16 protein-coding genes and 1 pseudogene are annotated in these 20,230 nt (G+C 63.5%); 8 read left to right on the top strand and 9 right to left on the bottom strand.

Annotated elements, in window-relative coordinates; all coding sequences use genetic code 11:
• The first annotated feature begins 122 nt into the window (after nucleotides 1-122).
• The 7 genes from G7007_RS18940 (at nucleotide 123) to G7007_RS18910 (ending at nucleotide 10,296) form a co-directional block, all read left to right on the top strand.
• Nucleotides 123-4,619, top strand: coding sequence for an NEL-type E3 ubiquitin ligase domain-containing protein (locus G7007_RS18940; RefSeq protein ID WP_181104229.1), 4,497 nt, complete (start codon nucleotides 123-125; stop codon nucleotides 4,617-4,619).
• Between the two features lie 105 nt (nucleotides 4,620-4,724).
• Nucleotides 4,725-5,492 (top strand): SDR family NAD(P)-dependent oxidoreductase, encoded by a 768-nt coding sequence (locus G7007_RS18935; protein ID WP_181104227.1) that lies wholly within the window; start codon nucleotides 4,725-4,727, stop codon nucleotides 5,490-5,492.
• Nucleotides 5,493-5,510: 18 nt separating this feature from the next.
• On the top strand, nucleotides 5,511-6,704 hold the full coding sequence (locus G7007_RS18930) for an acetyl-CoA C-acyltransferase (protein WP_181104226.1): 1,194 nt from the start codon (nucleotides 5,511-5,513) through the stop codon (nucleotides 6,702-6,704).
• Between the two features lie 15 nt (nucleotides 6,705-6,719).
• On the top strand, nucleotides 6,720-7,847 hold the full coding sequence (locus tag G7007_RS18925) for an acyl-CoA dehydrogenase (protein ID WP_181104224.1): 1,128 nt from the start codon (nucleotides 6,720-6,722) through the stop codon (nucleotides 7,845-7,847).
• Between the two features lie 13 nt (nucleotides 7,848-7,860).
• Entirely contained in the window at nucleotides 7,861-8,634 is a 774-nt protein-coding gene (locus tag G7007_RS18920) for an enoyl-CoA hydratase (protein WP_181104222.1), read from the top strand.
• Nucleotides 8,635-8,954: 320 nt separating this feature from the next.
• Entirely contained in the window at nucleotides 8,955-9,359 is a 405-nt protein-coding gene (locus G7007_RS18915) for a TraR/DksA family transcriptional regulator (RefSeq protein ID WP_181091436.1), read from the top strand.
• 466 nt (nucleotides 9,360-9,825) lie between these two features.
• Nucleotides 9,826-10,296 carry a hypothetical protein gene (locus tag G7007_RS18910; protein WP_181104220.1) on the top strand — a complete coding sequence of 157 codons (471 nt, stop codon included), beginning with the start codon at nucleotides 9,826-9,828 and terminating at the stop codon, nucleotides 10,294-10,296.
• Between the two features lie 33 nt (nucleotides 10,297-10,329).
• On the opposite strand, the gene G7007_RS18905 is transcribed toward G7007_RS18910, so the two are convergent.
• From G7007_RS18905 to G7007_RS18880, 6 genes are read right to left on the bottom strand one after another with little or no spacing between them, the layout of a single operon-like run.
• The gene (locus tag G7007_RS18905; protein ID WP_181104219.1) at nucleotides 10,330-10,695 is read right to left on the bottom strand and encodes a Na+/H+ antiporter subunit G; all 366 of its coding nucleotides are present in this window, start codon (nucleotides 10,693-10,695) and stop codon (nucleotides 10,330-10,332) included.
• On the bottom strand, nucleotides 10,692-10,970 hold the full coding sequence (locus tag G7007_RS18900) for a K+/H+ antiporter subunit F (RefSeq protein ID WP_181104217.1): 279 nt from the start codon (nucleotides 10,968-10,970) through the stop codon (nucleotides 10,692-10,694). Before G7007_RS18900 ends, G7007_RS18905 begins: the two co-directional genes overlap by 4 nt.
• The gene (locus G7007_RS18895; RefSeq protein WP_181104215.1) at nucleotides 10,967-11,458 is read right to left on the bottom strand and encodes a Na+/H+ antiporter subunit E; all 492 of its coding nucleotides are present in this window, start codon (nucleotides 11,456-11,458) and stop codon (nucleotides 10,967-10,969) included. Before G7007_RS18895 ends, G7007_RS18900 begins: the two co-directional genes overlap by 4 nt.
• The gene (locus G7007_RS18890) at nucleotides 11,455-13,134 is read right to left on the bottom strand and encodes a monovalent cation/H+ antiporter subunit D (protein WP_181104214.1); all 1,680 of its coding nucleotides are present in this window, start codon (nucleotides 13,132-13,134) and stop codon (nucleotides 11,455-11,457) included. Before G7007_RS18890 ends, G7007_RS18895 begins: the two co-directional genes overlap by 4 nt.
• Nucleotides 13,131-13,475: a Na+/H+ antiporter subunit C gene (locus G7007_RS18885; RefSeq protein ID WP_181104212.1), complete on the bottom strand. Its 345-nt coding sequence runs from the start codon at nucleotides 13,473-13,475 to the stop codon at nucleotides 13,131-13,133. The genes G7007_RS18890 and G7007_RS18885 overlap by 4 nt, the downstream gene beginning before the upstream one ends.
• On the bottom strand, nucleotides 13,475-16,390 hold the full coding sequence (locus G7007_RS18880; protein ID WP_181104210.1) for a monovalent cation/H+ antiporter subunit A: 2,916 nt from the start codon (nucleotides 16,388-16,390) through the stop codon (nucleotides 13,475-13,477). The genes G7007_RS18885 and G7007_RS18880 overlap by 1 nt, the downstream gene beginning before the upstream one ends.
• Before the next feature lie 302 nt (nucleotides 16,391-16,692).
• On the opposite strand from G7007_RS18880, the gene G7007_RS18875 reads away from it, so the two are divergent.
• On the top strand, nucleotides 16,693-18,501 hold the full coding sequence (locus G7007_RS18875) for an aminopeptidase P family protein (protein ID WP_181104208.1): 1,809 nt from the start codon (nucleotides 16,693-16,695) through the stop codon (nucleotides 18,499-18,501).
• A 42-nt stretch (nucleotides 18,502-18,543) separates the two neighbouring features.
• Here the strand turns inward: G7007_RS18875 and G7007_RS18870 are convergent, their stop codons facing one another.
• The 3 genes and pseudogenes from G7007_RS18870 to G7007_RS22045 form a co-directional block, all read right to left on the bottom strand.
• Nucleotides 18,544-18,825, bottom strand: a complete 282-nt coding sequence (locus tag G7007_RS18870) for a hypothetical protein (RefSeq protein WP_060393318.1) — start codon at nucleotides 18,823-18,825, stop codon at nucleotides 18,544-18,546.
• A 180-nt stretch (nucleotides 18,826-19,005) separates the two neighbouring features.
• Nucleotides 19,006-19,893: a threonine/homoserine exporter RhtA gene (gene rhtA, locus G7007_RS18865; RefSeq protein WP_181104207.1), complete on the bottom strand. Its 888-nt coding sequence runs from the start codon at nucleotides 19,891-19,893 to the stop codon at nucleotides 19,006-19,008.
• Nucleotides 19,894-19,970: 77 nt separating this feature from the next.
• Nucleotides 19,971-20,230, bottom strand: a pseudogene (locus G7007_RS22045) (hypothetical protein); the annotation flags it as partial.

Genomic DNA, 20,230 nt, shown 5'->3' with positions numbered 1-20,230 from the left:
CAGAGGGCAGCGCGAAGGCGCTTGCACAGACGGTGACAGTCCTTTTGGGCGTCATCGTTTCCCTCTGCCGGCCATCGCGACGGTAACCGATGGTGGCAGCTTCGACCCAGAAGGAATGCCACATGTCCGTTCTCTCCGCTTTCTCGCCTGTACCCATCGAACCCACCCCTGCAACCGAAGAGAAACTCCACGACGCAACCGACGCGTTCATTCGTGATCGTCTGCCTGAGTGGCTGCGCAAGGCCACGCCTGCGCAGATCAACCTCTTGCGTGACCGCTTCACGGCCCAGCATGCTGCGCAGGAGCAGGTACAGGAGCACCTGGCCGGGCTGATTCCGATCGACCGCTTCGCCGACGCGCATGTACAGGCCGTCGTGACAAGGCACCTGTCCGTGCCTGTGGCCTTGAAGGACCTCGAATGGCACGAGGTGCGCCGTACCTTCAAACCTCCTGTCGGCATCGGTTTGCCGACCGACACCCTCAACGTGCTGCGTCGACCTGCTCTGTTGCGGCTGATGCAGAACTTTCATGCAGGCGCCACCTTCTACGAAGGCACCGGACTGGTGCGCAAAGGCCAGGACCAGGTCCTGTCGGGTAATGCCGATGCCTTTGCGGCCGCTGTACGCGCAGTGGACCTTGGCGCACAGTATCAGGTACACCTGAACACGATTTTTACCCCCGAGGCGCAACATGCGCTCGGCCAGGACAAGCGCGCAGCCCTGGCAGTGTGCGCGCAGATGGCGCTGTTGCAGGGGGTGCTCACGGACGATGAAGCGGCCGCGTTGCAACGACTGCTGGAAGCGCCAACCCCGGCCGATCAGCACGCCGTGGTGGCTTGCCCTGGGGCGCTCACGGTAGTGGGCGCGGCGATCGAAGATGCCTTGGCGATCCAGTTGCGAGGCGTCGAAGGGGTGGATCACGGCGTGGTGCTGTACGTGCCAAACGATACGGAGCAGCCGTTGCGCCGCTTTGCGAGCTGGGAAGCCATGAACACCGCCCTGGCGGCCTCGCTGCAGCACCCGGCCTACCAGCGTCGTTTCAGCCTGTCGGTCGGGCTGGCGCAGCGCGTGGCGTTTCTCGAGCGTCTGGCAGTGCGTCTCGCAGACCCTCACAGCGATCTGGAGCTCAACGGCTCGACCATTGGCGGCAACCTGTTCGAGCACTTGGCGGCGCGACAAGTACAGCGCGTCAAGGCGGATGCTTCTGTGCTGCTGGTCAGCAATGCCGACGCCGACGGTGTGGCCTCGAAGGCGCGGCTGGACCGCTGGGAGGCCCTTGGCCTCGATCTGCTCAACCTGGCAGGTCTGTTCGTGCCAGCCATCGGCGCCGCACTGCTGGCGCGGCTCGTGGCGCAGACGACAGTCGAGGTCTATGAAGGCATCAAGCACTGGCACCGCGGCCATCAACACGAAGCCTTGCAGCACCTGCTCGGCGTCGCCGAGACCGTGGCGATCACGGCGGCGACAGCGACCGGCATCACGGTCATCGCACGGGGTTTCGCGCGAAGCGCCTTCGTCGATGCCCTGGAGCCGGTCGTCACTCAGGACGAACGAAAGGTGTTATGGCACAGAGATCTGGAACCCTTCGCCGAACAGTCGGAACAGGCCACGCTGCAGGACGACGGCCATTTCAGCGATGGCACACGTGACTGGATACGTGTCGACGGCCGTCTTTATCGCATCCATCAGCCCGAGCCAGGGCGGGCGTGGCGATTGAAGCACCCACGCGGTGACGGTGCCTATGAGCCAGTGGTGGAGTTCAATGGCGAGCGTGCCTGGCGTCTGCGTGATCATCGCCCTCTGGAGTGGAACGACACCGCTCGGCTCCTGGATACCTTGTGGCCGCACGACCCGCCTCTGGGCGCTATGCGCGCCGAGCATATGCTACGCGTCGCTGGCATGGACCAGGATGAACTGCGCGGCCTGTTGGTCGAGCATCGGCACACGCCGTGCAACCTGAAGTCGGCCATCCACTGGTTCGCTGCCGACCAGCGTATCGACGCCTTCTACGAACGCTTGGGAAGCACCGCGCTGCCCACTGACATGGCGTTGTCGAGCTGGTGCCAGGCGCAGCCTCAGCTGGCTGGCCTCGAGGGTGCCCAGTTGCTCAGCGCGCTGCTCGAAGGGCAGGGCTGGATACGTCCTCGACTGTTCGAGCATCTGACGGCGGACGAACCTTCTTCTGATCCCTTGCATGCGTTGGTCAAGCGCGACTTTCCCGGACTGCCGACGCTCTATGTCCAGGCGGTGCTGGAAAAAGCCACGGACATCGAGCGCACCGTCGCCAGCGCCGAGCAGCGGCTTCCCTTGGCCTGGGCCACCAGGGCCCGAGCCCTGTTGCAACTGGCGCGACTGAACAAAGCATTGGCAGGTCTTTATCTCTCCAGTGCCTATACCACAGGCACGGGCGAGATGGTTCTGGGCTTGCTTCGGCGTGTGCGTTGGCCGGGACGACTTGGCCTCGAATTGCGTGACGGCCCTGACGGCGCGCTACTGGCGCGCCTCGAACCACAGGGGCCTGACACGACGCTGTGCGTGTTGGTGCACGAGGAGGATGGCGTTCATCTCTACGATGAACGCGGGCTGGAGCGCGAGGAGCCGGTTCAGGCGCCGCGCACGCTCTTTCAGGCCTTGGTGACCCTCTTGTCGCCGCAAGAACTCACGGCACTCGATTGCCAGCCGCACACGGCAGCCGAGGACTTGCGCCAGGCACTGCTCGCGCATGTGCCCACGGGGCAGGCGCAATGCCGTCAGTTGGCCGGATGGACGCCTGAACCGCGCTGGTTCAACCCAGGTCAGCGCCTGCCCGACGGCCGTGTCGGTTATCTGCTCAGCGGCCGCAGGCCGTCTGGAAACAGCGCACGACCGCTGCTGCGCGAGCGTATACGGCGGCTCTACTGGGGGTTCAACGACCAGCAGGTGGAGAACTACCTCAACATGTTGCTGCGCTCGCCTGGCTCGGCCTTCGACATTCTCCTCAATCAGGAACTCGACTACCAGCGTCTGGACGACGCCCTCAACACCTGGGCGAATGCCGCGCGTCAGTTCAGGCCCCGTGCGGTTCGCAACCGCTTGAACGCCGCCATCCGGCGCTGCTGGCGGTTACAGGGCCCGATCGTCTTCGCCGCCGATGGGCAGGCTGATGGCATGTTGCTGGACCTCAGTGACTATCCTGTCGGCACGCTGCCTGAGTTGCCCGAACGCACCGATTTTGGCCATGTCACTCAGCTGATTCTGACGCGCATGGGGTTGGAATCGGTGCCTGACCTGTTCATGCGCGCCTTCACATCGCTGCAACACGTGAACCTGTCGGACAACCGTCTGACGCAAGTCCCGGCCGGGCTCGCACGCTTGAGGACACTGCGCAGCCTGCGAATGTCGGGAAACAGGCTCGTCTATTCAGAGCAATTGATCGATCGGCTGCAAAGCTTACCCAGCTTGTGCCTCATCGACCTGCGTTTCAACCCGTTGGGGCAGTTCGCATGGCGGCATAATCCGCGCCTGCGTCTGCAGACGCTCATGCTCTCGCACACCCAGTTGCACCAATGGCCGACGGGCTTGCTGGCGTGCCCGTACCTCGAATGCGTCGATTTGCGTTCCAATCAGATCAGCCTCTTGCCGCCCGACCTCTTGCGCATGCCGTTCAGCTATCGTCGTGCGTTCGCCGTCGACGACAACCCGCTGTCGCGCTGGGACCTGGATCGCTTGGTGGCCCACGATCCTGCCAGTGTGGCACCGGACTGGAATCTGATCGGGGACGAAGCCAACACGCGTGCGCTGTGGCTGAGCGATGTGCCCAGCGTCGACCAACCACGGCGGGTAGCCTTGTGGGATCGGGTCAGGGCCTTGCCCACCAGCGCCGGGCTGATCGCCTTGCTGGGTGAGCTGGCCCATTCGGCGGATTACCGGCAGGCGCGCGAGGCGCTGCAGTCCCAGGTGTGGGAGTTGCTTGGACACGTCGACACCGACAGCGACCTGCGAGAAGACGTGCTGGCGCGGGCCAATGAGCCTCGTACCTGCGCCGATTGCGCGGCCGATCGGTTCGCCGAGTTGCGCTTGCACGTGATGGTGTTCGAGGCACGGCGAACGACGGGGCCGCAGCGCGAGCAGGCATTGTTGAACCTGGGCAGGCGCTTGTTCCGCCTGGATCGACTCGATCAGTTCGTCCGGGCCGACATCGCTGCGCGTATCGCATCAGGGCGCGGGGTCGATGAAGTCGAAGTGAGCCTGGCCTACAGAATACGTCTGGCCCATGACCTGGACCTTCCAGCCCAGCCGATGCACATGCTGTTCGAACAGGTCGCCAACGTGAGTTCGGCCGATCTCGGCGACGCGCTGGAGACGGTCCGCACGGCAGAGCGCTCGTCGGCGCTGGCGGACAACCTGAGTCGACGGTCGTTCTGGCGGGACTACCTGGAAGACAGCCATGGCGCCGCTTTCACGGCCGTGCGCGATACCTTCGCAGCACACGGCAGCGCACTCGACGATCTGGCCGACACCTTGACCAGCGAGCAGTATCACGCGCGTTGGCAGACGCTCAATGGCGAGCGTGAGGCTGCGCTCCAGGCCGTCGCATTGCAGCTGACCGAAGAGGCGCTCGCTCGCCATCCGCTGGAGTGAAGGGGTTCTGGCCAAATCGGTCAACGCGATTGGCAGATTTGGCCATTGTTTCACGGCAACGCTGGCGCGACCATCCGGTGATCAGTCGCCAGCGGAACCCTTGTCATGCAGATCGAACAGCAGCATTTCGTCGTCAGTGGCGCCGCCTCCGGGCTGGGGGCGGCAACCGCCCGCATGCTCGTCGATGCCGGTGCCCAGGTCATGTTGATCGATGTCGATGCCCAGGCGCTGGCACGCGAGGCCGAAACACTGGGCGACCAGGTGCGTTTCGCCGTGGCCGACGTCAGCGACGAGCGTGCGGTTCGCGTGGCCGTTACCACGGCGATGGACGCATTCGGCAGCCTTCAGGGCCTGGTCAACTGCGCAGGTGTCGTCGGTGCCGAGAAAGTGCTTGGCAAGCAGGGGCCTCATCGTCTGGAAAGCTTCGCGCGCGTCATCGGCATCAACCTGATCGGCAGTTTCAATCTGCTGCGACTGGTGGCCGAGGCCATGGCGCAAGGGCCGGCGGGCGCCGACGGTGAGCGGGGCGTGATCATCAACACGGCCTCCATCGCGGCCAGCGATGGACAGATCGGCCAAGCCGCCTACGCTGCGTCGAAAGGGGGCGTAGCCAGCCTGACGTTGCCTGCAGCCCGTGAACTGGCGCGTCATGGCATTCGAGTCATGACCATCGCGCCAGGCCTCTTCGAGACTCCCATGATGGCCGGCATGCCGGACGAAGTCCGTGCGTCGCTGGCCGCCGGGGTGCCCTTCCCGCAACGCCTGGGTCAGCCTCGCGAGTATGCGGCGCTGGTGCGCCATATCATCGAGAACAGCATGCTCAATGGCGAGGTGATTCGCCTCGATGGCGCCTTGCGCATGGCTGCCCGTTAAACCCCTGGAGCCATTACCGTGAATCGAGAAACCGATCCCATCGTCATCGTCAGTGCCATGCGCACGCCCATGGGCGGCCTGCAGGGCGATCTGAGCGGCCTGACCGCCCCGCAAATGGGCGCCGCGGCGATTCGTGCCGCCGTCGAGCGCGCAGGCGTAGCGCCCGACGCGGTCGATCAGGTGTTGTTTGGCTGCGTCCTGTCTGCGGGGTTGGGTCAGGCGCCTGCGCGACAGGCCGCGTTGGGGGCCGGTCTGGGCCAACACACCCACTGCACGACGCTGAACAAGATGTGCGGCTCCGGAATGCAGGCCGTCATGCTGGCGCACGACACGCTCCTGGCCGGCAGTGCCGATGTCGTCGTCGCCGGCGGCATGGAAAGCATGAGCCATGCGCCTTACCTGCTGGACAAAGCGCGCGCGGGCTATCGCATGGGGCATGGTCGGATGCTCGACCACATGTTCCTGGATGGGCTGGAAGATGCCTATGACAAGGGAAGGCTGATGGGCACCTTCGCCGAAGACTGCGCCCGTGACAATGGCTTCACCCGGCAGGAGCAGGACGCCTTCGCCATCGCCTCGCTGACGCGCGCCCAGGCGGCGATCGAACAGGGACGCTTCGCGGCGGAAATCGTGGCACTCGAGGTGCCGGACGGCAAGCGCCTCAAGCGCATCGAGCACGACGAGCAACCCCCCAAGGCCCGTCTGGAAAAGATCCCGGAGCTGCGCCCGGCCTTCCGGGAAGGGGGGACCGTCACCGCGGCCAATGCCAGTTCCATTTCCGATGGCGCCGCGGCCTTGGTGTTGATGCGCCGCACCCACGCCGAGCGATTGGGCCTGCAACCTTTGGCGGTCATCCAAGGCCATGCCGCATTCGCCGACGCGCCGGCCCTGTTCCCGACCGCACCGATCGGTGCGGTGCGTGCACTGATGCAACGTACCGGCTGGGCGCTGGAAGACGTGGATCTGTTCGAGATCAACGAAGCCTTCGCGGTGGTCACGCTGGCGGCCATGAAGCATCTGCGACTGCCGTCCGAAAAGGTCAACATCCATGGCGGCGCCTGTGCCTTGGGGCACCCCATCGGTGCTTCGGGCGCACGTATCCTGGTGACCCTGCTGTCCGCCCTGCGCCAGAACGGTTTGCGCCGGGGCGTGGCAGCCATCTGCATCGGTGGCGGCGAGGCCACGGCCATGGCCGTCGAATGCGTGTATTGAGACGAGGTGACTCCCATGCTGCTCAGTGAAGAACAACAACAGATCACCGAGGCGGTGCGCGACTTCGCCCAGGAGCGACTCAAGCCTTTCGCCGAACACTGGGACCGCGAGCACCGCTTTCCGCGTGAAGCCATCGACCAGATGGCCGAGCTCGGTCTGTTCGGCATGCTGGTGCCCGAGCAGTGGGGCGGTAGCGACACAGGTTATGTGGCCTATGCCGCGGCGGTCGAGGAAGTGGCTGCGGGCGACGGCGCCTGTTCGACCATCATGAGCGTCCACAACTCCGTAGGGTGCGTGCCGATCCTGGCCTTTGGCAACGAAGACCAGAAGCAGCGTTTCCTGACGCCGTTGGCCCAGGGCACCCTGATCGGCGCCTTCGCCTTGACCGAACCCCATGCGGGCTCGGACGCCAGCAGCCTGAAGACCCGGGCACGTCGCGAGGGCGATCATTATGTGATCAATGGCAGCAAGCAGTTCATCACCTCCGGCCAGCAGGCCGGGCTCGTCATCGTGTTCGCCGTCACCGACCCGAGCGCCGGCAAGCGCGGGATCAGCGCGTTCATCGTGCCGACCGATACGCCTGGCTATACCGTGGCGCGGGTCGAGGAAAAACTGGGCCAACATGCCTCGGACACCTGTCACCTGGTGTTCGAGGACATGCGTGTCCCTGTGGTCAATCGCCTGGGTGAAGAAGGCGAGGGCTATCGTATCGCACTGGCCAATCTCGAAGGCGGTCGTATCGGCATCGCAGCCCAGTCCGTAGGCATGGCCCGGGCAGCGTTCGAGGTGGCGCGCGACTATGCGCGCGAGCGGCAAAGCTTCGGCAAGCCGCTGTTCGAGCATCAGGCGGTCGCCTTTCGTCTGGCGGACATGGCCACGCGTATCGCCGTCGCGCGCCAGATGGTGCTGCATGCGGCGGCCTTGCGCGATGCAGGTCGGCCGGCCCTCATCGAAGCCTCGATGGCCAAGCTGTTCGCCTCGGAGATGGCAGAGGGTGTCTGTTCCGATGCGCTGCAAACCTTGGGCGGCTATGGTTACCTGAATGATTTTCCGCTGGCGCGTATCTATCGGGACGTGCGGGTCTGCCAGATCTATGAAGGCACCAGCGACATTCAGCGCATGGTCATTGCGCGCAACCTGTAGAGGAACTTTGCCCATGACGTTCGACACCGTGCTGGTCGAGGTCCGAGGCCGCGTCGGCCTGATCACCTTGAACCGACCCCAGGCGCTCAATGCCTTGAATGCGCAACTGATCGAGGAGCTCAACCAGGCGCTCGAGCACTTCGAGCAGGATCCAGGAATCGGCTGTATCGTACTGACCGGTTCGGACAAGGCGTTCGCGGCCGGGGCCGATATCAAGGAGATGGCGACGCTGACCTATCCCAGCATCTATCTGGACAACTTGTTCAGTGCGTCCGACAACGTCGCCAACCGACGCAAACCCCTTGTGGCGGCCGTCAGTGGGTTCGCCCTGGGGGGTGGGTGTGAACTGGCGATGATGTGCGATTTCATCCTGGCGGCCGACACGGCGCGCTTCGGTCAGCCTGAAGTCAACCTGGGCGTCCTGCCGGGCATGGGGGGCACGCAGCGCCTGACACGGGCCGTGGGCAAGGCCAAGGCCATGGAGCTGTGCCTGACGGGTCGCTTGATGAGCGCCGAGGAGGCCGAGCGTGCAGGTCTCGTCGCCCGCGTGGTCCCACAGGCACGCTTGCTGGAAGACGCACTGGAAACGGCGCAGCGCATCGCCAACAAGTCGCTGCCGGCGACCTTGATGATCAAGGAGTGCGTCAACCGTGCCTTCGAAGGCACGCTCAGTGAAGGTGTTCGGTTCGAGCGGCGTGTGTTTCATGCAGCGTTCGCGACCGAGGATCAGAAAGAAGGCATGCAGGCTTTCATGGCCAAGCGCGAGCCTGACTTCAAGCACCGTTAGGTGGCCTCGCCACGCCGAGGCCTTTGCGCCGGTGCACCGATCACGGTGTGCCGCGTCGGACCACCGGCCCACGGCTGCATGCCAGAGCGCGCCACGGCGTCCCGGCGCCGGGTGCGTCGAACGACCCTGGAGGCTCGAGGTAGCCTGTCGGCCACTTCGGTCGATTTCCCCTCATTTCTGTTGCCCAGCACGACGTGGCGTCTTAGACTGCCGCCCCCTGTAAAGGAGCGCTGCATGGCGCTCGACCCCTTCCGCTGTCGGGGCGCGGTTCCCGATGGCATCCGTAATGCCTAAATGCACGTATTTTCATAGAGAAATCGATGACCAAGGAACAGTTGCTGGCCATGCCGGCCGATGACTACATGAACGCTGAGCAGCTCGCGTTCTTCACCGAACTGCTGCAGTCGATGAAAGTCGATACCCATGAGCGCATCGAGCAGAGCCGTACCACCATCGAAAGCCTCGACACGCCGTCCGATCCGGCCGATGTGGCTTCGGTCGAGGAGGAGCGTCACTGGTTGGTCAATGCCATCGAACGCGACCAGCGCCTGCTACCCCAGCTCGAAATGGCGTTGGGTCGAATCCAGGATGAAAGCTTCGGTTGGTGCGATGACAGCGGTGAACCCATCGGCCTGCAGCGTCTGTTGATCAGCCCGACGACCAAGTACTGCATCGAGGCCCAGGAGCGGCACGAGCAGCTCGATCGGCACCAGCGTCAGATCTGATCGAGGGTGGCATGCGTGCTTCGCAAGCCACCTGTCCGGTATTATGAAAGACATTCACGCCGGCAAGGATCATTTCGACACGAGGCGAGGCCTAGGCCTAGGGCAAGCCCCCCTTGCTGGCATGAGAAATCCTTGAAGTCGCTCGACGGGTTTCGCTGTTTTCGGGCATAGTCCTCTCCTTGCCATGCGCCTCCTGACGAAGGGGCGCTTTGGATGAGTCAGCGGGCGCCTATCTATTGCATCTTTTGGCCGTTGTGATGTCGTATCTGGCGACGTCGAACAACGCATTCGACGACGTCCGCTCCTTGGCAAAAGCGTGCTGGCACCCGTCAGTTTTCCTGCGTCCGCTGTTGCCAATATGTACAGACGATGGGACGCCGACCCCTTATCTTCGATTGAAGCACCGTCGCTTTAGCATTCGTCTGTTCGCGAGGCACGGGATAGACCTGATGTGAGGAATTGTTCATTGGCAGTCAGTACTCTGGATACCCACGCGCTGTTCGTGTTGGGTGATTTGCGGGCCAAACTGGTCAAGCAGTTTCAAGGGCGTTACGTGTACGTGACCGAGCAGAATGCCGAAGGTCTCTACATGGCAGAAATCGATACGGACAGCGCGTTGGTGGTCGATGACAAACAACGGCTGGAACTGAAGGTAGGCGACCACTTCCGCGCGGCGGTGTTGCCAAGCCGCGACGGAGGCAAACTGGATATCCGTTTCCGCGACATCAAGCTGAGCGTGTATGGCGTAGGCGACTATGCGTACGTCTCCACATCGGAAGGGGAAGGCATCGTGTTTCGCGAGGCTCACACGGCCGTGCTGGTGTTCGCGGCGCACGAGCAACTGCGCGAAGGGCTGGCCAAGACCCTCAAGGCCGTTACTGGCAAGGTCGCCAAATGGCGCAAGGGCGAACTGACGACGTTCAAGGCCAGCGAATAGATCGGTGGCGTCGAGGAGCACGGTGCGCCGTGCTCAGTTGCCGCTGCGATCGCCGTCGCTGATTTCCGCGGGGACATCGTCGCCTGCCGCACGCTTTCGAAACAGCGCTGCACGGGCAAGCAACAGCGTCGTGACGGGTACCGTGAGTGACAACAGCACGGGAATCAGCCATGCATGCAGCACGGGGGCTTCCTTGAGCCAGGAGAAGTACAGGATCGAGGCCAGCGCGATGCACCAGGCGCCAAGGGTCGAGGCCAAGGCGGGCGGATGCATGCGCTGGAAGTAATCCTTGAGCCTGACCAGGCCGAACGCACCGATCAGCGCGAACAGGCTGCCAGTGATCAGCAAGGCCGACATCGCGAGGTCCAGCCAAAAGGGCAGTACCGTGGCTTCATTCATTCGATCACTTCTCCACGCAACAGAAACTTGCCCAGGGCGAACGAGCCGACGAAACCGAACAACGCGATCAGCAAGGCACCTTCGAAATAGGTGTCGCTCGCATAGCGTATGCCCAGCACCAGCATGGTCAGCATCGCCAGGATGTACAGGTAATCCAGCGCCAGTACCCGGTCCTGCGCCGACGGACCGCGGAACAGCCTGACCAGCGCCAGCGCCATGGCGATGATGAAGATGAACAGGCTGACGATCAGGGCGCTGGGCAATAGGCCGATCATTCGAAGATCTCCATGAGTGGGCGTTCGTAGATGCGTTTGAAGTGTTCGACGAACACGTGTTCTTCCATGCTCAGGTCGAATACATGCATCAACAGCTGGCTGCGGTCCAGTGCCAGCTCGCACCAGATGGTACCCGGCACCACCGTGGTGATCATCGACAGGGCCGCCAGGCCGTGGGCATTGCGCAGGTCCAGCGGGACATGGATGAACACCGAGCGAGGCGGACGCTTGCGCATCCTGAGCACGCCGCGCGCGACTTGCAGATTCGACAGAATGACATCCAGGCCGACACGCCCCAGTAGGCGCAGGATCACTGCCGGGCGACGGATGCGTGCCTGCTGCGGACGCAACGGTGCAAGCAGCAGGGGTGCCAGGACGCCCAATGCGATGCCGAGCAGAATCTGCCCAGGGCTGACCGACACGTTGAGCATCAGCCATAGCAGCAGCAGTGCCAACGAGAGCAGTGGTGCAGGAAATAGCCGCTTCATGGTGTGGCCTCTGCAGCGAGTGAAGTAGGGCCTGGAATCGGACGCGTACTCATGACGGCATTGATGTAGTTCTTGGGCGCGCTCAGTTGCGCGGCTGCGTCCTGGGTGTAACGCAACAGGGGTTCGGCCCTGAGGCTCAGGCCGATGCACAGGGCGAGCAGGATGGCGATCGGCAGGCATTCGAAACGTCGCAGGACGGGCAAGGGGCGTTCTTCCGGTTTCCAGAAACGCTGGATGCCGATACGACCGAAGGCGATCAGCGACGCCAAGCCTGACAGGATCAGCAGGATCACCAGCATCCAGCCACTGGCGCTGAGGGGCGTCGGGGTGGGCATGCCCAGCCCGGCCGGGTTGAACAGGGCGCTGATCAAGCCGAGCTTGGCGATGAAACCGGACAGCGGCGGCATGCCGATGATCAACAATGCACAGCCGATGAAACCAAAGCCCAAAAAGGCCATCGTCCACGGAATCACCTGGCCGATTACGGCTTTCTGCTCGTCGTCCAGGTTGATGCCCTTGGGCGGGTGCAGCGATTCGAGCAGTGCCGGAATCGGCCCTTCCTCCTCGTCCAGCGGCATCTCGTTGACCGAGCGTGAGCGCTCGATCAGCTCGGCCAGCAAGAACAGGGCGCACAGGGCCAAGGTCGAGCTGACCAGATAGAACAGCGCACTGCCGATCAGGATAGGCTGCCCGAAACCGACGGCTGCGATCAGGGTACCGGCCGACACCAGGATGCTCAGGGCGGCCATGCGTTCCAGACGCTGCGCTGCCAGCATCGAGACAGCGGCCACGGCCAGCGTGACCAACCCGCCATACACTAGCCACTGCCCGCCGAAAAAGGCCGAAGCGCCGGCTTGCGCGGAGAACAGCAGTGTCCAGACGCGCAGCACCGCATAGAGGCCCACCTTGGTCATGATGGCGAACAAGGCCGCGACAGGCGCGCTTGCTGAAGCGTATGCCGGCACTAGCCAGAAGTTCAGAGGCCAGACGCCTGCCTTGGTGAGGAAGGCGGTGGCCAGGATGGCCGCACCGGCATGCAGCAAACCGCGATCAGCTTCTGGCACCAGAGGAATCTTCACCGCCAGGTCGGCCAGGTTGAGGGTGCCCGTCACCCCGTACAGCATGGCAGCGCCAATCAGGAACAGAGACGAAGCGAACAGATTGATGGCAATGTAGTGCAACCCCGCCTTGACCCGCGCACGGCCGGAGCCGTGCAGCAGCAGCCCGTAGGACGCGGCCAGCAGCACCTCGAAGAACACGAACAGGTTGAACAGATCACCCGTCAGGAAGGCCCCGTATAGCCCCATCAACTGGATTTGGAACAGGGCGTGGAAACTGGCGCCTGCAGCGTCCCATCGGGCACGGGCGAACAGCAGCGCACACACGGCAATCACGCCGGTCAGTGTAGTCATCAAGGCCGACAGGTGATCCACCACCAGGACGATGCCGAACGGCGCCGGCCAGTTGCCCGGCAGGTAGACCCCGATCGATTCGGCCTGCCCGTGCGCGCGTACCCAGAACAGCAGCGTCATGGCCACCCCCAGGCCCAGCAAGGTCGACAGTAGGTTGAGGCGCGCCTTGAGGGGGCGATGCTTTTCGCCGATCAGCAGCAGCAACGCGGCGGTCAACAGCGGCAACAGCACGGGCGCGACGATGAGATGATTCATGTCGCTCATTCCTCACGCTCCCGGCCATCGACGTGGTCGGTCCCGGTCAGGCCGCGCGACGCGAGCATCACCACCAGGAACAACGCCGTCATGGCGAAGCTGATGACGATGGCGGTCAATACCAGCGCCTGGGGCAGGGGGTCGGTGTAGTGCAACAAATCCTGCGGGAGGCCGTCCTTGATGATGGGCTCCTTGCCGATGAACAGGCTGCCCATGCTGAAGATGAACAGGTTGACGCCATAGGACAGCAGGCAGAGCCCCATGATGACCTGGTAGGTCCGAGGGCGCAGGATGAGCCAGACACCCGAGGCGGCCAGGACACCGATGGCGACGGCGATGACTTCTTCCATCAACGAGCTCCTGCAGGACGGGATTTGGAGGCCAGCCCCGGACGGTAGGCGCGTACCGACTGGTGGGCGAGGGCGGTCAGGATCAGCAAGGTCGAGCCGACCACCACGGTGTAGACCCCGACATCGAAGAACAGCGCACTGGCGAAATGCACCTCGCCCAGCACCGGCAGGTTCAAATGGGCGGTATGGGTGGTCAGGAACGGATAGCCGAGCAGCAGGGCGCCAACGCCCGTCAGCGTGGCGCACATCAAGCCGGTCCCCATCCAGCGCAAGGGGCGCAGGCTCATCTGGGCTTCGACCCACTGCGTGCCGGCCACCATGTACTGCAGGATGAACGCGACCGACATCACCAGACCTGCCACGAAGCCGCCGCCGGGCTGGTTGTGGCCGCGCATGAACAGGTACATCGAGACCAGCAGGGCCATCGGCAAGAGCAGGCGCACCAGGACTGCAGGCACCATCATGAAGCCGAGTGCGGTATCGGTGGCCTGGCGTGGATTCACCAGGTCGGTGACCACGTCCGGCGCCATGCGTCGCTGCTGCGAAGGCAGCTGCATGCTTTCCTTCGGTGGGCGGAAGCGACGCAACAGGGCAAAGACCGTCAGCGCCACGGCGACCAGGACAGTGATTTCGCCCAGGGTATCGAAGCCGCGGAAGTCCACCAGCATGACGTTGACCACGTTGGTGCCGCCCCCTTCGGGCAGGGCACGGCTCAGGTAGAACGACGAGATGTCGTTGGGCGTCGGGCGCGTGAGCATGGCATAGGAAATCAACGCCATGCCGCCCCCGACCAACCCTGCGAGCAGGAGATCGCGCAGGCGTCGAAGGCGGGGGCGGTCGATGCGCGCACGGCTGCGTGGGACACCTTCCAGGCGTCGCGGCAACCAGCGCAAGCCCAGCAGGATCAGCACGGTGGTCACCACTTCGACCACCAGTTGCGTGAGCGCCAGGTCGGGCGCGGAAAACCAGACGAAGGTGATGCAGGTCATCAGTCCACAGACCCCGACCATGATCAGCGCCGCCAGTCGGTGATACTTGGCTTGCCAGGCGGCGCCGATCGCGCAGGCGATGGCAATCAGCCAGAGCGCGACGAAGACGCTCGAACCTGGAATCTTCGGCCGGTCCCCCCAGGTCAGGCCGCTGTCGAGCAGAGGTGCGAGCCCGGCGAGGAACGCCACGATCACCACCATCAGCAGTTGCATCTGCAGACGCCGGCTGGTCAGCGCGTTCTCGACATGCCGTGCCAGCAACATCAGGTGCACCTGGCCGCGCTCGAACAAGCGCTTGCCGTTGAACCGCTCGATCACTGGCGGATAGGCCAGGCGTCCGCGCCGGAACTGCTTGCGCAGCACCAGGTACAGCACCACGCCAAGGCCCATGGCCAACAGGCTCATGACCAGCGGCAGGTTCCAGCCATGCCAGATCGCCAGACTGTATTCAGGCAAGGTTCCACCGACCACCGGGAGAGCGGCGGCAGCCAGTAGCGGCCCGACCGATTGCGCCGGGAAGATCCCGACGACCAGGCAGGTGAGCACCAGCAGCTCGACGGGCGCACGCATCCAGCGGGGCGGTTCGTGGGGCGTGTGCGGCAGGTCTTCGGCTGGCGGCCCGAAGAAGACGTCGACCGTGAAGCGCAGGGCGTAGGTCACGCTGAAGATCCCTGCCAGCGTGGCGATGATCGGCAAGGCGATTTCCACCCAGGCCGTGGCGCTAATGAACACGGTTTCGGCGAAGAACATCTCTTTGGACAGGAAACCATTCAGCAACGGAACCCCGGCCATGGAGGCACTGGCGACCATGGCGAGCGTCGCGGTATACGGCAATAGACGGAACAGCCCACTGAGCCGGCGAATGTCACGCGTGCCGCTCTCGTGATCGATGATGCCGGCGGCCATGAACAAGGACGCCTTGAACGTGGCGTGGTTGAGGATATGGAATACCGCCGCGACGGCCGCCAACGGGCTGTTGAGGCCCAGCAGCAACGTGATCAGGCCCAGGTGGCTGATGGTCGAGTAGGCCAGCAAGCCCTTGAGGTCGTTCTGGAACATGGCAGCGAAGGCGCCCAGCAGCAGGGTACAGGCGCCCGCGCCACTGACGATCCAGAACCATTCCTCGGTACCGGACAGCGCAGGCCACAGGCGTGCCATGAGAAACACGCCGGCCTTGACCATGGTCGCCGAGTGCAGGTATGCCGACACCGGTGTCGGCGCGGCCATGGCATGGGGCAGCCAGAACTGGAAGGGGAACTGTGCGCTCTTGGTCAGGGCGCCCAGCAGGATGAGCGGCAACAGGACCGGATACAGCGCATGCTGGCGGATCCGCTCGCCCGAGGCCAGGACCTGATCGAGATCGTAGCTGCCGACCACATGCCCGAGCAGCAGCACGCCGACCAACAGGCACAAGCCACCTGCACCGGTCACCATCAGCGCCATGTAGGCGCCGCGCCGGGCATCGTTGCGGTGGTGCCAGTAGCCGATCAGCAAGAACGAGAACAGGCTGGTCAGTTCCCAGAAGAACACCATCTGCAACAGATTGCCGGACATGACCACGCCGAGCATGGCGCCCATGAACGCCAGAAAGAACGCGAAGAAACGTGGCACCGGGTCCTGGGGTGACATGTAGTAGCGTGCATACAGCGAGACGAGCGTGCCGATGCCCAGGACCAGCAGCGAGAAAAGCCAGGCGAAGCCGTCCAGGCGCAGCACCAGGTTCATGCCCAGGCTCGGTAGCCAGAGGATCTCTTCGCGAATGACGCCGCCATGGACCACTTGCGGATAGAGCAGCGCCACGTATACGGTGCCCGCCAGGGCTACTGCGCCGGCCAGCAGCGACTCGGTATTGCGCGCGTTGTGCGGCAAGACAGCCGCCAGGCAGCTGCCGATGAAGGGCAGAAGCAATAGCACTATCAAAGACATAGCGTCCCAGTCTGCAAAAGGTTTGCCAGAATCATACGTGTGGTGGCCGCCATCACCAACCTGCAAGCGACACCACAAGCGTGTAAATACGTAGGCGTGAGGGGGTTTTTTATAACATTTAATTTCAATTGCCGATGGCCAGGCGTCGTCGCCTCGACTGCTGCCAGCAGCTGCAGGCCATTCATGCTGACTCGACGGGCTGCGTGAGGTTCATTCGTACTGCACGGGCCGAGGTGCGTTGCGACGCCGTGCGCGCTGCTCCATTATCAGGGCCGACCTTTCGACTTGGCGCAGGAGCACCCATGAATACCGAGGCCGTCCCCCCTTCTGTCATACCCGCCCGGCTTGCACGGGTCCGGGAACTGATGAGCCAGCGAGGCGTACAGGCCCTGCTGGTACCGTCTGCCGACCCTCATCTGTCCGAATACCTGCCCGAGTACTGGCAGTGCCGTCGCTGGCTGTCAGGCTTCACCGGGTCCGTGGGCACCTTGGTGGTCACGCATGCCTTTGCCGGTCTCTGGGTCGACAGCCGCTACTGGGAGCAAGCGCACAGCGAGCTGCTCGACAGTGGTGTGACACTGATGAAATGGGTCCCGGGTCAGGCCGATGCGCTCGACTGGCTCGTGGCGCAGGCAGCGCCCGACCAAGTGGTGGCTGTGGATGGCAGGGCCTTGTCGCTCGCTTCGGCGCGCCAGTTGCGGCAACGCTTGGCGCAGCGCCAGGCCAGGCTGATGACCCATCATGATCTGCTCGACAAGGCATGGCTCGACCGCCCTGTGCTGCCGAATGCGCCTATCGTCGAGCACTTGCCCCCTGAAGCCGGCACCCCACGTGCGCAGAAGCTGGCCTCGCTGCGGCAGGCCATGCATGACCACGGTGCGGACTGGCACTTCATGGCAACCCTCGACGACATCGCCTGGTTGTTCAACCTGCGCGGCAGCGATGTGCCTTATAACCCGGTGTTCCTGGCATTCGCATTGATCGGGCAGGCACGGGCGGTGCTGTTCGTCGCCCAGGACAGGATCGATCCGGCCATCCGCCAGCGTTTGAATGACGACGGCATCACGCTCCAGGGCTACGACCAGGCGACAGAGGCCCTCTCGGCGTTGCCGCCAGGCAGTCGTCTGTTGTTCGACCCTGCCAAGACCACCTGCGCCTGGCTGGACGCATTAGGCGATACCGTGCAACAGGTCGAGGCGCTCAATCCCACGACCTTGGCCAAGGCCTGCAAGACTGAGCACGAGTGTCGGCAGATTCGGCAAGCGATGGAGCAGGATGGCGCAGCGTTATGCGAATTCTTTGCAGCATTCGAGATGCAGGTGGAGCAGGGCAACCTCACGGAGCTCGATGTCGATGCCCTGCTGATGGCGGCGAGGCGCAAGCGTCCTGGCTTCGTGTCGCCAAGCTTCGCCACCATTGCCGGCTTCAATGCCAACGGCGCCATGCCTCATTACCGCGCCACTGAACAGGCCCACGCAGTGATCGAGGGTGACGGGCTGCTGCTCATCGATTCGGGTGCGCAGTATGTAGGCGGGACCACGGACATCACACGCATGGTACCGATCGGTCAGCCAAGCGACGCGCAGAAACGCGATTGCACGCGCATATTGCAAGGCGTCATCGCGCTGTCACGTGCCGTGTTCCCTCGGGGAATCCTGTCGCCGGCCCTCGATGCCATCGCTCGAGCGCCGCTATGGGTCGACCAGGTCGATTATGGCCATGGCACCGGTCATGGCGTGGGGTACTTCCTCAACGTCCACGAAGGACCCCAGGTCATCGCTTACCAGGCTCGTGCTGCAGCGCACATGGCGATGTTGCCTGGCATGGTCACGTCGATCGAGCCAGGCACCTATCGGCCAGACCAGTGGGGGGTGCGCATCGAGAACCTGGTGGTCAATCGCGAAGCAGGGGAAAGCGCGTTCGGGCGGTTCCTGTCGTTCGAAACGCTCACGCTGTGTCCGATCGACACGCGCTGTCTGCTGATCGAGCAGCTCAGCACGGCGGAAAGACAATGGCTCAATGACTACCACGCGCAGGTGCGCGCACGATTGCAGCCGTGGGTGGAGGGGGCAGCGCGAGCGTGGCTTGAACTGCGCACGCAAGCAGTCTAGCGGGACAGGGTTCGACGGCACGCAGGGAGCGGTCAGCCTCAGCTATTTGCAGATGACGATCATGCTGCGGCTGGTATAGCCAGCTGGATTGATACCGAAGAGGTAGTCGCCTTCCTCCTGGTCGGTATCACCTGATCGCGCGACCACCCTGTAGCCTTTCTTGCTGCAGGCAGTGGCCGCCCTGTCGTAGCAGCGATCCCAGGAGGATGACAGGCCGCTGCAGTTGATGTGCAGGCCCTTCTTGCCGCGTTTGACTTCTGTCTTGGCGGTGGCAGCACACCCGGCGATCGCCAACATGGCCAAGACGATAACAATCCGCTTCATTCCTGTCCTTACCCAGCCCGACCTGTGGCGTGGAGTTCGTGGATAATCGTTCTCCCTGAAAAAACGGGGCGTCCGTGCGCGGTCAGTAGAGCCCTCGAAGATGACAACTTTGTGACCGTTTGGATAGACCACCAGGGTTCTACAATGACTCACGGGCTTTCAAATGACAAATCTCGCACGTCAGTCGGCCGCCACCGGCGGGGCGGACGACGCGTTGGTGGTCAGGGTCGCGCCGATGGACGCAGTGATGATGGCGCCGATCGCCAGCCACTGCAGGCTGCTAAGGACTTCGCCCAGGAATACCAGGCCAGCCAAGGCCGCGACCACTGGCTCGACGCTCATCAAGATGCCGAAGGTGCGCGCCGGCATGCGCGTCAGCGCGATCATTTCCAGGCTGTAGGGCAAGGCCGTGGACAGCACCGCTACAGCCACTGCCACGGGAATCAAGGACACATCCAGCAGTGCAGCGCCAGCGTGGGCGATGCCGATGGGCGCCACGAAAAGCGTGGCGATGACCACGCCGAGGGCGGCGCTCTGCACGCCATGCTCGGCGCCGGCACGTTGCCCGAACAGGATATACAACGCCCAGCACGCGCCGGCGCCCAGTGCACAGGCTGCCCCGAACAGATCAACGCTGCCTTGCCCGGCCCCGATGGGGATGAGCATGAACAAGCCTGCGACGGCCAGCACGATCCACACGTAGTCGATCAGGCGGCGCGAAGCGAACAGGGCGACAGCCAGGGGGCCAGTGAATTCGAGGGCGACGGCAACACCCAGCGGGATGCTGCGCACCGCCATATAGAAAAGCAGGTTCATGCCACCCAGCGCGATGCCATAGACGATGACGCTGCGCCAGGCGCTGGCGTTCAGGCGTGCACGCCACGGACGAAGCAGCGCCAGCATGATCAGACTGGCGAAGAACAGGCGCAGCGTGGTCGTGCCTTGTGCGCCCGCGAGCGGGAACATGGACTTGGCCAGGGTTGCGCCGGATTGAATCGACACCATGGCAAATACCAGCATGCCGACAGGTAATAGAAGACGAGAAGCGGGCGCAGGGGTGGGGCTCATGAGTGAACAACGTTCTTTGAGGGCAGGGCAGGCAATATAGTGTCGGCTGGCGCGAGAAGGCAAACCGTCGGCAGGTTCTATGAAAAGTGAAGGGTTTTGAAATTAACGGTTGACGGGCGTTCAGATCCCCTTATAATGCGCACCACTTCCAACGCACTCGGAACGATAAACGCCTTGTTAATCAACAGGTTGTGTGAATCGAGACGGTGTTGGAAGGGCTTCGGTTTCGACCGGAAGCGGTGAAAAAGGTGGTTGACAGCAGGTTGTAACGCTGTATGATTCGCCTCCCGCTTCGAGAGATCGCAGCGAGTCAAGTGGTTGAAGTTGTTAGGGTTTC

It is taken from the genome of Pseudomonas entomophila (assembly GCF_013523125.1).
Classification (GTDB): domain Bacteria; phylum Pseudomonadota; class Gammaproteobacteria; order Pseudomonadales; family Pseudomonadaceae; genus Aquipseudomonas; species Aquipseudomonas entomophila_B.
This window is presented reverse-complemented; position numbering and strand designations above follow the sequence as displayed.

Bases quoted from the DNA above. Each gene is read 5' to 3' on its own strand.
- G7007_RS18920 (WP_181104222.1), top strand. From the start codon at position 7,861: ATGACGTTCGACACCGTGCTGGTCGAGGTCCGAGGCCGCGTCGGCCTG.
- G7007_RS18905 (WP_181104219.1), bottom strand. From the start codon at position 10,695: ATGAATGAAGCCACGGTACTGCCCTTTTGGCTGGACCTCGCGATGTCG.
- G7007_RS18885 (WP_181104212.1), bottom strand. From the start codon at position 13,475: ATGGAAGAAGTCATCGCCGTCGCCATCGGTGTCCTGGCCGCCTCGGGT.
- G7007_RS18890 (WP_181104214.1), bottom strand. From the start codon at position 13,134: ATGAGCGACATGAATCATCTCATCGTCGCGCCCGTGCTGTTGCCGCTG.
- rhtA (WP_181104207.1), bottom strand. From the start codon at position 19,893: ATGAGCCCCACCCCTGCGCCCGCTTCTCGTCTTCTATTACCTGTCGGC.
- G7007_RS18935 (WP_181104227.1), top strand. From the start codon at position 4,725: ATGCAGATCGAACAGCAGCATTTCGTCGTCAGTGGCGCCGCCTCCGGG.
- G7007_RS18900 (WP_181104217.1), bottom strand. From the start codon at position 10,970: ATGATCGGCCTATTGCCCAGCGCCCTGATCGTCAGCCTGTTCATCTTC.
- G7007_RS18880 (WP_181104210.1), bottom strand. From the start codon at position 16,390: ATGTCTTTGATAGTGCTATTGCTTCTGCCCTTCATCGGCAGCTGCCTG.
- G7007_RS18940 (WP_181104229.1), top strand. From the start codon at position 123: ATGTCCGTTCTCTCCGCTTTCTCGCCTGTACCCATCGAACCCACCCCT.
- G7007_RS18870 (WP_060393318.1), bottom strand. From the start codon at position 18,825: ATGAAGCGGATTGTTATCGTCTTGGCCATGTTGGCGATCGCCGGGTGT.
- G7007_RS18875 (WP_181104208.1), top strand. From the start codon at position 16,693: ATGAATACCGAGGCCGTCCCCCCTTCTGTCATACCCGCCCGGCTTGCA.
- G7007_RS18915 (WP_181091436.1), top strand. From the start codon at position 8,955: ATGACCAAGGAACAGTTGCTGGCCATGCCGGCCGATGACTACATGAAC.
- G7007_RS18925 (WP_181104224.1), top strand. From the start codon at position 6,720: ATGCTGCTCAGTGAAGAACAACAACAGATCACCGAGGCGGTGCGCGAC.
- G7007_RS18895 (WP_181104215.1), bottom strand. From the start codon at position 11,458: ATGAAGCGGCTATTTCCTGCACCACTGCTCTCGTTGGCACTGCTGCTG.